13 protein-coding genes and 1 tRNA gene are annotated in these 13051 nt (G+C 50.7%); 7 read left to right on the plus strand and 7 right to left on the minus strand.

All coding sequences use genetic code 11. The features are described from left to right. Positions 1-105 precede the first annotated feature (105 nt). From Abor_RS08010 to Abor_RS08020, 3 genes are all read right to left on the minus strand, one after another. Positions 106-1044: a polyprenyl synthetase family protein gene (locus Abor_RS08010; RefSeq protein WP_048841345.1), complete on the minus strand. Its 939-nt coding sequence runs from the start codon at positions 1042-1044 to the stop codon at positions 106-108. 1 nt (position 1045) lies between these two features. Beyond that, positions 1046-1300: an exodeoxyribonuclease VII small subunit gene (locus tag Abor_RS08015; protein ID WP_370684201.1), complete on the minus strand. Its 255-nt coding sequence runs from the start codon at positions 1298-1300 to the stop codon at positions 1046-1048. A gap of 77 nt (positions 1301-1377) precedes the next feature. Next, positions 1378-1620, minus strand: coding sequence for a sulfurtransferase TusA family protein (locus tag Abor_RS08020; protein ID WP_048841347.1), 243 nt, complete (start codon positions 1618-1620; stop codon positions 1378-1380). 110 nt (positions 1621-1730) lie between these two features. On the opposite strand from Abor_RS08020, the gene Abor_RS08025 reads away from it, so the two are divergent. Continuing rightward, the gene (locus Abor_RS08025; RefSeq protein WP_048841348.1) at positions 1731-2624 is read left to right on the plus strand and encodes an ROK family protein; all 894 of its coding nucleotides are present in this window, start codon (positions 1731-1733) and stop codon (positions 2622-2624) included. A gap of 110 nt (positions 2625-2734) precedes the next feature. Here Abor_RS08025 and Abor_RS08030 read toward each other — a convergent pair whose 3' ends face one another. After that, positions 2735-4126 (minus strand): NAD-dependent succinate-semialdehyde dehydrogenase, encoded by a 1392-nt coding sequence (locus Abor_RS08030; RefSeq protein ID WP_048841365.1) that lies wholly within the window; start codon positions 4124-4126, stop codon positions 2735-2737. Positions 4127-4668: 542 nt separating this feature from the next. Here Abor_RS08030 and Abor_RS08035 point away from each other — a divergent pair. Beyond that, positions 4669-4860 carry a CsbD family protein gene (locus Abor_RS08035; RefSeq protein ID WP_048841349.1) on the plus strand — a complete coding sequence of 64 codons (192 nt, stop codon included), beginning with the start codon at positions 4669-4671 and terminating at the stop codon, positions 4858-4860. Positions 4861-5000: 140 nt separating this feature from the next. Here Abor_RS08035 and Abor_RS08040 read toward each other — a convergent pair. Continuing rightward, a tRNA-Gln gene (locus tag Abor_RS08040) sits at positions 5001-5074 on the minus strand. 192 nt (positions 5075-5266) lie between these two features. On the opposite strand from Abor_RS08040, the gene Abor_RS08045 reads away from it, so the two are divergent. The 3 genes from Abor_RS08045 to tmpT all read left to right on the plus strand — a co-directional run bounded on the left by Abor_RS08045 (position 5267) and on the right by tmpT (position 7893). After that, positions 5267-6391, plus strand: coding sequence for a Ppx/GppA phosphatase family protein (locus Abor_RS08045; protein WP_048841350.1), 1125 nt, complete (start codon positions 5267-5269; stop codon positions 6389-6391). After that, complete coding sequence (locus Abor_RS08050; protein ID WP_048841351.1) at positions 6388-7179, plus strand: RlmE family RNA methyltransferase; 792 nt, start codon at positions 6388-6390, stop codon at positions 7177-7179. The genes Abor_RS08045 and Abor_RS08050 overlap by 4 nt, the downstream gene beginning before the upstream one ends. A 69-nt stretch (positions 7180-7248) precedes the next feature. Beyond that, positions 7249-7893: a thiopurine S-methyltransferase gene (tmpT, locus tag Abor_RS08055; protein WP_048841352.1), complete on the plus strand. Its 645-nt coding sequence runs from the start codon at positions 7249-7251 to the stop codon at positions 7891-7893. Positions 7894-7922: 29 nt separating this feature from the next. Here the strand turns inward: tmpT and Abor_RS08060 are convergent, their stop codons facing one another. Further along, a complete protein-coding gene (locus Abor_RS08060; protein ID WP_048841366.1) occupies positions 7923-8735 on the minus strand; it encodes a ribonuclease T2 family protein in 813 nt (270 codons plus the stop codon). A gap of 93 nt (positions 8736-8828) precedes the next feature. Between Abor_RS08060 and Abor_RS08065 the strand changes: the two genes are divergently transcribed. Both Abor_RS08065 and Abor_RS08070 read left to right on the plus strand, forming a co-directional pair. Then, complete coding sequence (locus Abor_RS08065) at positions 8829-9947, plus strand: nucleoside hydrolase (protein WP_048841353.1); 1119 nt, start codon at positions 8829-8831, stop codon at positions 9945-9947. Between the two features lie 102 nt (positions 9948-10049). After that, positions 10050-11255 carry a cytochrome-c peroxidase gene (locus Abor_RS08070; RefSeq protein ID WP_232015108.1) on the plus strand — a complete coding sequence of 402 codons (1206 nt, stop codon included), beginning with the start codon at positions 10050-10052 and terminating at the stop codon, positions 11253-11255. A 20-nt stretch (positions 11256-11275) separates the two neighbouring features. On the opposite strand, the gene acpA is transcribed toward Abor_RS08070, so the two are convergent. Next, positions 11276-12901: an acid phosphatase gene (acpA, locus tag Abor_RS08075; RefSeq protein ID WP_232015107.1), complete on the minus strand. Its 1626-nt coding sequence runs from the start codon at positions 12899-12901 to the stop codon at positions 11276-11278. Positions 12902-13051 lie beyond the last annotated feature (150 nt).

Raw genomic sequence — 13051 nt, forward strand, 5'->3', positions numbered from 1 at the left:
TGCTCAACTGAAAAATTGCGCATGTCAGACGGGTAGGTCACCCGGTCTAGCGCAGGAAAACGGCCAAGGGTCGGGATAGAGGGGGGCGTCTGTTCTGCCATTGGCTTAGTTCCTGCGTTCAATAACGTAATAGGCCAACGCTTTTAAGCGGTCGGCTTTTGCCCCAAAAGGAGCGAGATCTTCAATGGCCAGTTTGGTCAGGCGTTCGGCTTCTGCGCGGGCACCATCAATGCCAAGCAGTGCAACGAAGGTTGATTTGCCTGAGGCTTCATCTTTACCTGCGGTTTTACCCAGTTCTTCGGCAGTTGCTGTGGCGTCTAGCACGTCATCAGCAATTTGGAAGGCAGCGCCAATATTGGCGCCATAAGAGCGTAAACGGCGCTGTAGCTCGGCATCTGCTTGGCCCAAAATAGCCCCAGCTTCGGCAGAGTAGCGAATGAGGCAGCCGGTTTTGAGGGCATGGAGGTGGCGCACTTCGTCTAGCGGTAATGCGCGGCCTTCGCCTTCCATATCAATCATCTGGCCACCAACCATGCCAGCAGCGCCGGAGGCGGCGGCAAACGCGGTAATGAGCGCGATACGGACAGATGCATCTGTATGAGTGGCGGGTTCAGCCAGAATTTCGAACGCTTTAGTTTGAAGCGCGTCACCTGCCAGAATGGCTGTGGCTTCGTCAAACTTGCGGTGTGTAGAGGGCTGGCCACGGCGCAGGTCGTCATCGTCCATTGCGGGCAGGTCGTCATGCACCAGAGAATAGGCATGCAGCATTTCAACAGATGCGCCAACACGGGCAGATTGCTGCTCAGAAACACCAAAGAGGCTTGCTGTTTCAACTGCTAGGTAGCCACGTAAGCGTTTGCCGCCGCCAAGGGTGGCGTAACGCATGGCTTCAATTAAACGCGCATCACCGCCTTTGGTAGGCGGCAGAAGGGCGTCAATTGTGGTTTCTACCAGTTTAGCACGGATAGACATATCTTCACGCAGAGCAGCCGCATTGGCAGCAGGCTGTGCCGCAGAGAGGGTTGTCGGGTTGGTCATCGACATCTCAATCCATAGGTTTCAGATCCAGAGAGCCATCGGCTTTCTGGACGATCGCCTGAACGCGGGCCTCGGCCTCGCTCAGCTTGGTTTCGCAATGCTGGCGTAAGGCTGCCCCGCGCTCGTAGGACGCAATAGCCTCTTCCAGTTTTAACTGGCCGCCCTCGAGGCCGCGCACAATTTTCTCCAGCTCAGAAAGTGCATCCTCGAAAGACAGGGATTTGATATTGTCCGCCATGGCGCAGGTCTTCCTATCCGTCATAAGGCGCAGGCATTACTCCGATAAAGGGGCATCTGCCAAGTGTTAGAGGAAAGATAAGACCATAAAACATGCCCGTGTTACGCTTGGGGCATGTCTGAGCGGCGTCTTATTGTAAAGCACAGAGTGCCGTTTTCCTCGGTAAAAGCAATAAGTGCGTGGCCGGTTTCGCGGCAGAAAACCTGAAAATCAACAATTGATGCGCGGTCTGTGGTGAGAACACGCAATTTGTTTCCTGCTGCCATGGAACGTAAAAGCCTGTTGGCTTTTAAAACCGGAATGGGGCAGTTAAGCCCGCGTGCATCAAGGAGAGCCTCATTCATGACACATAGCCTTGTATAGAAAGACAAAGATATGTGATTGCATATTTTTCAGAATTATCCCATGCCGCTATGGTCTTTGGGTTGTGCTCAATTAGCGTTAAGGTCGCTTGATGTCAGATTATCGTCTTGGAATCGATCTTGGAGGGACCAAGATTGAAATTGCTGCCCTTGATTCCAAAGGGGACATTCTGCTCCGGCACCGGGAAGCAAACCCCGGAACATATGACGCTCTTCTCGTTAAAATTGCTGAGATGGTTCAGTTTGCCCGTGCTAAAACCAGCCCGGTTGCAACGGTTGGTATTGGCATACCCGGCGCAATAGATGCGCGGACGCGGTGTGTAAAAAATGCCAACGCAACGTGGTTAAATGGCAAACCCTTTGGTGATGATCTGGAGCGGGCACTGGGTTGTGCCGTAAGGGTCGAAAACGATGCAAACTGCTTTGCCTTGTCTGAAGCCATTGATGGTGCTGCAAAAGGCCGCAAAATTGTTTTTGGGGTTATTCTGGGCTCCGGTGTTGGGGGTGGCATTGTTGTAAACAACGAACCACTGACCGGATTGCACCATATTGCAGGCGAGTGGGGGCATATTCCACTGCCATGGGTGCGGGCAGAAGAGTTTCCTATGCCCAAGTGCTTTTGTGGCAATGAGGGTTGCATTGAGCGCTTTTTGTGCGGGTCAGCTTTGGCTGAGCTTTGGAAAGGGCCGGGAGAGCGGAGTACGCACGGTATAGAATTGGCTGCAGAGCAAGGAGATGCGGCAGCTTTGAAGGCGCTTGATATTTACACAGAACGCCTTGGCCGTGCCTGCGCCTTAGTGGTGAATATGCTAGACCCAGACGCGATTGTGCTAGGCGGCGGTGTTTCTAACCTTGAAGGGCTTTACCCGCGGGTAAGGGAGGTTATGACGCGTTACGCGATTACCCCTGAATGCAATACCGAATTGCTCAAAAACATGCACGGAGACAGCTCTGGTGTGCGCGGTGCAGCGTGGCTCTGGGGGTAATAAAAAACCAGCTAACTGCGTTAAGCAGCTAAGCTGGTTTGTTTTGTAAGCTATACATTTTGAGCATTTAAAAATGCCTCCCTCGTTAAAGGGAGGCATTTTTTGTTGGCTCAGAATGGAGCGTCGATATCTACGACGTCGATCAACTTGTGGTTGACGAATTCTTTGATGCCGAGGCCAATGAGTTCACGGCCATAGCCAGAGCGGGCAACGCCACCAAATGGCAGATCTGCCTTAACCATGGTTGGGTGGTTGATATAAACCATACCGGTGTGAATTTGCTTAGCAACTTCAACACCACGTTTTGTGTCTTTGGTAAAGACAGAACCGCCCAGACCGTATGGGGTGTCGTTAGCAACGCGAATAGCTTCGGCTTCGTCTTTTACGCGATAAAGCTGCGTAACAGGGCCAAAGAACTCCCAATGGCGAGCTGCATTATTTTCGTGCAGGTTGGTCATCAGAAGAGGCTGGAAGAAAGCGCCTTTCTCTGGAACTGGTGCGCCAATAACTTCAACAACGGCACCATGTTTTTTGGCTTCTTCAACCTGAGCTTTCAGGTCATCAGCTGCTTTTTGTGAGGAAAGAGGGGCCAGTGTAGTTGACGGATCCATCGGGTCACCAGCTTTCAGTTTTGCAACTTCAGCTTTGTAAACGCTCAAGAACTGGTCGTAGATGGCATCGGCAACAATCAGGCGTTTGGAAGAAACGCACACCTGACCAGCATTCCAGTGACGGCCAAAGGCTGCCCATTTAGCTGCTTTCTCAACGTCTGCATCTTCCAGAACGATGAAGGCATCTGCCCCACCAAGCTCCATCGTTGCTTTTTTGAGTGCTTTACCAGCAACTGCTGCAACAATAGCGCCAGCGCCTTCAGAGCCTGTCAGGGCTACGCCGCAAACGCGAGGGTCGTTCAGGATCACTTCTGTGTGGTGGCGAGCAGCATACAGGTTGCGGAATGCCCCTTTAGGCAGGCCAGCTTCCAGCATCAGGTCATCAAAAATAGCAGCGCACTGCGGTACATTTGAGGCATGCTTAAGCAGAACGGTGTTACCGGCAGAAAGCTGTGGCGCAATGATGCGTGCGATCTGATAGTAAGGGAAGTTCCAAGGTTCGATCGCAAAGACAATGCCCTGCGGCTGGTGAACCAGAATGGCTTCGCCTTCTTTGGGGTCTGCTACGGGCAGTTTTTCTGCTTTAAGCAGTTCTTCTGCATTTTTTGCGTAATATTCAAAAATTTCAGCTGAAAGAATGGTTTCCAGCTTCGCTTCTTCATACAGTTTGCCCATCTCGAGGGTGAGCAATTTGGCATATTTATCAATATCGCGACGCAAAATGTTTGCGGCTGCGGTCATAACCTTTGCACGTTCAGCAAAGGAGACATCGCGCCAGCTTTTGAATGCTTCGTAGGCGTCGGTCAGAGCGGTCTGGATTTCCTGATCTGTTGCGTCAGGAAAAGTTTTGAGAGTTTCGCCCGTATAAGGGTTGGTTGTAGCGTATGCCATCTCTTTATATCCGCGGTTAAAGGTTTCGGTGTTTGAGGGCAGGGAGGGCACTTTGGTCGCAACTCTGTGCAGAGCTGTTGTGCCTTCCTGTGTTCGGTTTGTGGGAGTGGGTTACACCGGGTTTAGGGCATGGAGTGCATGTTATAACAGGTGTTCCATGAATAAGTGGCCCTTCTTCGGTCTAATCCTTCTTGTCTTCAACACCGTGCGGGTGGGTTTGGTTCCTGCTTGTGCGCAGCAACGTGAAACTTAAACCGTGCTACAAAGCTTTAATGCAGCCCCGCTTTATTAAGCAGAGAGCAAAGCTACACAATTTGCCGCACGGTGCCAAGGCGATGGCATGGTGTGGAACATAAAATAAGAGAAACATTTCATAACGAAACCGTGATAACAGCCCCTGCGCGGAGTGGGCTGCATACGGAGTTGGTTGTTACATTTGTTAATAGTGATGTTGGCTAAAAAGATATGCGGTAAATGCTTTTGAAACTTTGTGTGCTGTGGGGTGTTAGGAGTACATAACCAAGCAATAAAGGAGAGCGACAATGAGCTCGATTTCAGACAAGGTTAAAGGTGCGGCTAACCAAGTGGCTGGCAAAATTAAAGAAGAAACGGGTAAGCTTACAGATAATGAGCGGCTGGAAGCAGAAGGTGCAGCGCAAACCCTAAAGGGGAAAGTGCAAGGCGCTGTTGGTGATGCAAAGGACGCAATTAAAAGTGGTATTGATAAGCTCTAAAGTGCGTTAAGCGCCTATAGGCTACGACAAAAGCTCTCTGCCCTGCCGGGTGGAGAGCTTTTTTTGTATCTGGGTTTAAATTTTAGAAAACACAGCACGACAAAGCATTTAGTTTACTGTATTTTATGATTTGGAGAGATTGGCTGGGAGACCTGGATTCGAACCAGGGCTGACCGGGTCAGAGCCGGTAGTTCTACCGCTAAACTATCTCCCAGCAAGGAGATTTATAGAAGGTTTATGTACCCTCCCGTCTCGGTGAGGCTCATCTAACACTCTGCTGGTAGGCATGCAAGGGCAAAAACGAAAAGATTTCTTTTTTTCACATATTTGTCTTGCTCCTTTGGCCGCGCTCCCCAAAAATAGGGAGAACGATGTATTAACCCCTTAACCATAAAGGACAGGATAGATGGAGCGCATTCCCCCCTGGCCCGGTCGTGCAGGCCGGTCTTACCCGTCTTCTTATGGTCGGAGCGGTGAGGAGGAGCTGTTTGCCGCTCTGGATTTGGGTACAAACAACTGTCGGTTAATGGTGGCTGCACAAACCACGGGTGGCTTTAGAGTGGTTGATAGCTATAGCCGTATGGTTAAGCTAGGTGAGGGGTTGCACCATACTGGCAGGTTAGCAGGCCCAGCTATGGAGCGTACGTTGGATGCGCTGCGTATCTGTGCCGAGCGTGTAGGCCGCCGCCCGTTAAAAGCGATACGGGCTGTTGCAACAGAAGCCTGCCGTCGCGCTGAAAATGGCGCAGATTTTCTAAGGCGTGCCAAGGCAGAAACCGGTTTTGATATTTCTATCATTTCAGGCCGGGAGGAAGCTGGCCTTGCGGTTGAAAGCTGCGCCAGCCTTATTCATAGCTCTCGGTTTGGTGCGCCACGTAATAGAGCATTATTGTTTGATATCGGTGGTGGGTCTACCGAAATAGCTTGGGTGCGCGTTGACCCCTTTCGCCAGACACGAGACCTTATTGGGTATTTAAGTTTGCCTGTAGGGGTTATTACGCTTTCGGAGCAGTTTGGGCATGTTAGCCCGCACGACCCTGCCAGCTATGCACACATGGTTGCTTACACCAAACAGGCACTGCATGAGTTTGAGGCTATCCATCGTATAGGGCCAGAAATACGGCGCCAGCAAACGCGGCTTATTGGGACAAGTGGCACGGTAACCACTTTGGCAAGTTTGGTTTTGGGGTTGCCCCGTTATGCCCGAGCAGCAGTAGATGGCACGCAATTGCCGTCTGTTAGCGCAAGAAAAGCTGTGCGCATGTTGCATGAAATGGGCCGGGCAGGCATAGAGGCGCATCCGTGCATAGGGCCGGATAGGGCAACGTTTGTTTTGCCGGGTTGTGCTATTTTTGAGGCCATTCATGACATGTGGCCGATCGAAGACATTATTGTTGCTGATCGAGGGTTAAGAGACGGTATGGTGCTGCGTATGATCCGTAAGGCAGGGCCAACGCCGCGGCACTATCATCGTCCGTCAGTGTTAGGCCCTATTCCGTTTCAGCACTCCATTCAGGCGACAGGATCATGACGGAAGATAAAAACGGCTCTGGCCGTACACCACAGCCCATGCGCGTACCGGGGCGTGCGCGCAAAAGCAGTACGGCACCGGGGGCAGGTTCAAGCAAAGAGGATTCTGACGCACCGCATAAAATGCGGGCCAAGTCTGTTTTGTTGCGCACAGCACGAGGCCGCACCACAGCCCAGCAGCGCTGGTTAGCACGCCAGCTAAACGACCCCTACGTACAGGCGGCGCATAAAGCAGGTTGGCGGTCGCGCGCAGCGTTTAAGCTTATCGAACTTGATGACCGTTTTGAGTTAATTAAGCCCGGTATGCGCGTGGTTGACCTAGGGGCAGCACCGGGGGGCTGGACACAGGTTATTGTAAAGCGTGGGGCCAGCCGCGTGGTTGGGGTTGACCTGTTGCCAGTAGACCCAGTTGCTGGGGCTGAGATTATAGAAGGGGATTTTACAGATCCGACTATGGCTGAGCGCCTCACCACAATGCTGGATGGTAAGGCTGACCTTGTGCTGTCTGATATGGCACCAAACACAACAGGCCACGCTCCAACAGACCATATTCGTATTATTGGGCTTGCTGAAGAAGCGCTCTATTTTGCCTTTGAAATTTTGGCAGAAGGCGGGGGCTTTGTTGCCAAGGTTTTTCAGGGCGGGGCAGAAAAAGATATGCTGAACACGCTCAAACAGGCTTTTGCGTTAGTAAGGCATGCTAAGCCACCAGCAAGCCGGAAAGATTCAAGTGAGTTATATGTCGTCGCAACGGGCTTTCGGCCTGAGCGGCTTAAAGACATTTTATAAGTAAGGTGGTTTTGAGAAAACGCCTAGTATTCTGTTTTTAAAGAATATTAGAGTAGGGTTTATTAAAATATGGACGCAGTTTTTTGGCACACTAAATGGGAGCAGAACCAGATAGGGTTTCATTCTCCCGTGCCGCATCCATTTTTAGTAAGCTATTTTGCGCGCCTAAACCTAAAACCCGGTGCCCATGTGCTGGTGCCGCTATGCGGCAAAACCTTGGATATCCATTGGTTGTTAGCTGCAGGTTGTCGGGTGACAGGCATAGAGCTTAGCCCCGTTGCCGTTGAGGCTTTGTTTCAAGATTTAGGGTTGGTGCCGCAAATAGAGGCAGTGCCCAATGCTATTTCCTATACGGCGGGCACTTTGCGCGTTTTTGTTGGGGATATTTTTGAGTGTACGCCGCAGAGCATTGGGCGTGTGGATGCGGTGTATGATCGTGCGGCCCTTATAGCCTTGCCGGAAGCGGTGCGTGCGTCTTACGCTCAACACCTTATTGGTTTGGCGCAAAATGCACCGCAACTCCTCACGTGTGTTGAGTATGACCAGAGCAAAAGGGCTGGCCCACCTTTTGCTGTGCTGGCGCATGAAGTTTCGGCATTATATGGCGCAGCCTACCGTGTGGCCGAGCTTGAAAAAACACTGCTGCCTGAGGGTATTAAGGGGCTTTGCCCAGCTTATGAAACGGTTTGGCATTTAAGCCCTAAAGGCGGTTAAACGTGCCTTTACCGTTTCTAATGCTACGCTTATTGAGCGCTCCATTGTGGTATTAAAAAGCGTGTCGGGCAGTTATCCTGCTCATGGGCATTTTTTATAAAAGCTTCTGCTCGCGGAAATTTGGAGAGGCTATCTATTTTAAGAGTAAACCAGATTTGCGACAAAATACTTTGCCCTTGAGCCGTTTTATTGCATTGAAACTGTACTGCACGCTCGGGCAATGTGCCGGTATCACGCTCGATAAGCTGGTTTAGGGTTGTTTTTTCAATTTCATGCCCAGCCGAATTTATGAGCGCTTGGGCTGAAGGGAGAGCCACAAAGCGGTTTCTGAGTGTGGCGGCAGTTGTAAAAAATTGCGTAGCCTGCATTCCAAAGCAAGAGGCATGTTTTTGGTACTCATGCACCCACAGTGGTGTGCGTGTATGGGGCATAACGCTTGCGAGTATTGCGCTTAGGTTTGTATCGAGTTGCGGTGTTGCTGCAGTTGTCGAGGCATTATAAACGCTGCACCCTTTTTGCCACCAGGTTGTAACCGGTAGCTTGGCTTGTATAAGGTCTGACGGGCGAGAAGCCCACAGCCCATGCAGCCCGATAAGAGGTGTTAGGGGCTGGCTGTCGGTACAGCTTTTACCATTTGGGCCAGAGCAAAAGCCGGGCTGCCACGTGAGTGCAAATGTGTAATGCCCAAAATCTCCATGTTTTGGCACACTCAGTTCTGTGCTTTGTACCGGTAGGGCGTGCGGTATGTTGGGTGCGTTCTGCTGTGCAGGTTGGGCAACGCAGCCTGAGAGCAGAGCGAGGCCGGTAATGGCTAGAAAGAAACGGTGTGAAGCAAAAAACATGGCGGTCTCGGGAGTAAGGGCGTGGTGGCATAGTGTGCCAGAGCGAGAGATGCTAGAAAACCGAGTAAGCTCATTAATCAAGGTTATGTTTTTATGAAATCCGGTTTTTTCTTGCGTGCTTTGCGTAACGGCCTTTTTGCTTTTTGTTTGGCTGGCGCCGTTGTGCCACCCCATGCGCAAGCAGAACAACAAGACAGACTGGTAATTTTTGACGATGATGGGTTTGCGCTTGCCCAGTGGATGGTTCTGAAAGCACCACATGTAAAAGTGTTGGGTTTTGCAACAGTAAGTGGCGATTTCTGGCAAAAAGAGGCCACAGCTTATGCCTTGCGTGGGGTGGAAATTGCGAACCGGCCAGACGTGCCCGTGGTGGCTGGGGCTACTTACCCGCTCCTTAATACAGAAAAACGAACAGAACGGTGGGAAAGCCTTTACGGCAAGCTGGTTTGGAAAGGGGCATGGATGAAGCAGTGGGTGGAAAAAACCAACCAGCCTCTGCCGCCTTATCATGCTGCTAATAGCGTGCCTGATTTGCCGTGGGGCAACCCCAAAACTAAAGCCGCGCCAGAAACAGCCGTGTCGTTTATGCTCCGCATGGTGCACCAGTACCCAGGGCAGGTGAGCATTATTGAATGCGGCCCCATGACAAACTTGGCTTTGGCGCAAAAACTGGATCCTGAATTTGCAAGCCTTGCTAAAGAGCTGGTTTATATGGGGGGCAGCCTTAACCCCCAACAAAAGCTGAACACACCAGCCGCAGCGCAATTTGCACGCGAATTTGGGAATTCTCCGCGCCGCGAGTTTAATATTCGCTTTGACCCAGAGGCTGCATCTATTGTCATGCACGCCCCATGGAAAAAAATAGTCATGGTGCCTGCTGACCCATCTACCGAAACGGAAATGTCTGAAGCATTTGTAAAAGATATTACGCAGTCTGACACGCCCGTTGCTCGTATTATGCGTAAATCTGCCAATAATTTCCCGTTGTGGGACGAAATAGCGGCGGCTGTCTGGCTTGATCCGTCACTTATACGCACCAGCACAGATGTGTATGTTGATGTAAATACAGCATTTGATGCACAATATGGCGATATTCTTTCGTGGTCAGAAGGGTATCAACCAAGGCTGGACGAGCAAAAAGAGCATGTTGTGCTTCGTGTTGATGTGCCCCGTATGAAAGCGTTAATAAAAGACCTGATAGCCCGCCCATAATGGGCGGTAGAGCACACTGTTTCGTACACCATTATATTTTTGTTTTCGTAAGATAAAACCATGCCACGGGTTGCTGCTCATTTTGTAAAAATATGCAGTGTTATGAGCCTTCATTTAGTGTGGGCTGCTCCGGCCTGGGCACAGGGTATGGAGAGGGCTGAGGTTTTTGCGCAAGTTAAAGCGCTGGCAGCCTTGGGCAGTGAGCTATTTCATGACCCAAGGCTTTCTGCCTCTGGTAAGCAATCTTGCGCTACATGCCATAACGAAGAGCACGCATTTGCTCCTGCAAATGCACAGGCTGTGCAACGGGGTGGGGCAGATTTGGCTCAGATGGGCCACCGGGCTACCCCGTCTTTAAAATATTTGCAAAGTGTTCCGCAATTTACAGAGCATTTTTTTGATTCAGAAGATGAGGCAGATGAAAGCGTAGATAACGGCCCGACTGGTGGTCTAACATGGGACGGGCGGGCTAAGAGCTTGGCTGAGCAAGCGCGTATTCCTTTATTAAGCCCGTTTGAGATGGGCAATAAAACAGCGCAAGATGTTGTGGATCGAGCGCAAAAAGCAGGCTATGCGCCACGCTTAAAAGTATTTGAGCCTTTTTTGAAAACAGGCTCGCTTTTTATGGTCATTACAAAAGCTCTGGAAACCTACCAGCAAGATTGGCGAAAATTTTACCCCTATACCAGTAAGTACGATGCTTATCTGGCGGGGAAGGTAGCGCTAAGCAAGCAGGAGCAACGGGGCTTAGAGGTGTTTGAAGACCCCCAGAAAGGAAATTGTGCCTCATGCCATTTAAGCCAGCCGGGGCATGATGGAACACCCCCACAATTTACAGATTATGGGTTAATAGCGCTTGCTGTGCCGCGCAATACCGCACTGCCTTACAATGCTAACCCGCAGAATTACGACTTAGGATTATGTGGGCCAGACCGAACAGATTTAGCGCAGCATGCTGACTATTGCGGGCTATTTAAAACGCCAACTTTGCGTAATGTTGCAACGCGTAAGGTCTTTTTCCATAATGGGGTTTATAAAAGCCTAAGAGATGCAGTGGCATTTTATGTTTTGCGTGACACGCAGCCAAGCCGGGTTTACCCAAAAAATGCCCAAGGTGAGGTTGTGTTATATGATGATTTACCCAAGCAATATCACCAAAATATAAATATGAACCCACCCTTTGGGCATAGGGTGGGCAATAAACCAGCGCTTTCAGAGCCAGAGATAGACGCAGTTGTGGCTTTTCTTAAGACATTAACCGATGGGTATACTGCCCCCACAGCACAACGCAGGCAGAAAGAAAGATAAAGTCTGCCTGCTAAGTCCCCTTAGTTGTTGTGAACGGGGAGAGACAAGGCAGATGTTAGGTCGCCTAAGGGTTGGCCAGTGCTGGCCTGTATGGCTTTGTCACGCGTTTGTACCCCCTCTAAGGGGCGTAGCAGAAAACGTTCTGTTAAAAATTTCAGAATTGATGTGGTGTCCTGCACGGTTTTATCAACATAATGCTGCCGCGCGTAGGGAGAGATAATAATGGCGGGAATACGGGTGCCCGGCCCCCAGCGGTCTCCCTTTGGTGGGGCTACGTGGTCCCATAAGCCACCGTTTTCGTCGTAGGTGACAATAACCAGCATATGCGGCCATTGTGGGCTTTTTTCTAGGTGGTGCACCAGTGTGGCAATGTGGTTATCTCCGCTTTGTATGTCTGCATAACCTGAGTGTTCGTTGAGGTTACCTTGCGGTTTGTAAAACGAGACCTGCGGTAATTGGCCACGGTCTATGGTTTTAAGAAAACGCTCACCATTTAGCCCACCATCTTGCAGGTGCTCTGCACGTGCGGCCGTGCCGGGGGCAAAGTTTTGATAATAATTATAAGGTTGGTGGTGGTACTGAAAGTCTGGCACAGGCTCGCTATTGCCATGCGTTAAAACATGCTCCCACGCGCCAGAAAACCAAGCCCAACTAATGCTTTTTTCGCTCAGGCGGTCACCAATAGTGGGCGATGTTTGGGCGGGTAGGGTTGTGGCGTTGGTGGGGTCTGCAAAGCGGGGGTCTTGCCCTGCCGCTGGAGCGTTGCCGCTGGGTTGGTAGGGGGGCTGCATGGTGTTAACAGCGTAAAAATCGGCTGTAAGATTGCCATCTTTGACAAATTTAGGCACACCTTCAAGTGCTGATTTGGGAGAGTTGGGGGCAAGTGCCAAAGCCTTACCGCTTGCGTCTGTTACAGCAATAGAGGGGTGCGCGGGGCTTATATCTGCTTTAGCGTAATACGGAGCGCAGGCGCAGGCTAACCACTGGTGGTTAAAGAAAGACCCCCCAAAACCACCCATAAAAAAATGGTCGGCTAGGGTGTATTGTTCTGCAATCTTCCACATTTGCATGTTTTTGCCGCTCCAGTAGGCCATAGGCATGGCGCCTGAATCTGCCCAAGCAACAAACATGTCGTTTTTGCCGTTATTAATTTGCATCTGGTTTTGGTAAAAACGGTGCCACAAATCATGTGTCAGGCTATTAAGTGGCAGGTTAAAGCCCTTTGCGTCATCAACATCAAAGGGTTGGTTTGGCAGGTGCTCGGTCATGGCTTGGGTAATAGGGTTAGGTGCTCCGCGCCCTGTTATGCCGTTCCAGATGGGCGGGAGTTCAGGCAATACCGTGCCGTCTCGGTCTTTTTGGAGGTAAGCTGAGGCCGGTAGATTGGCTGAGGTATCTGCACCGGGGAAACCCCGGTACAAATCATCCATAGATCTATTTTCGGCAAAAATAACAACAACGGTCTCAATAGCAGAAAGGTCTGGCGCATTGGGGGCCAGAGTAGACGCTGCATGAGCATGTGGCTGCACAGCAAAGCCCAAAGCCAGAGAACAACTTACCCCAGCCAACCACATAAGCGTGTTTACAGGTGAGTGTGCGCTACGTGATTGAATGCGAGACATTTTAACGCGCAAGGGTAAGGGCATAAGGCTCTCTAAGGTTTTTGGTATCTAAATTTTCACACTCTCATAGAGGGGCTAAAACTTCAATTTCTGCAAATGCTACATTTTTGTTTCAGGCTAAAAGCTGTGGTGCGTCTATAGGGTTAACGCGAGGGGGGAAACTGGGTGAGGGGG

The organism is Acetobacter orientalis (genome assembly GCF_000963965.1).
GTDB classification, from domain to species: domain Bacteria; phylum Pseudomonadota; class Alphaproteobacteria; order Acetobacterales; family Acetobacteraceae; genus Acetobacter; species Acetobacter orientalis.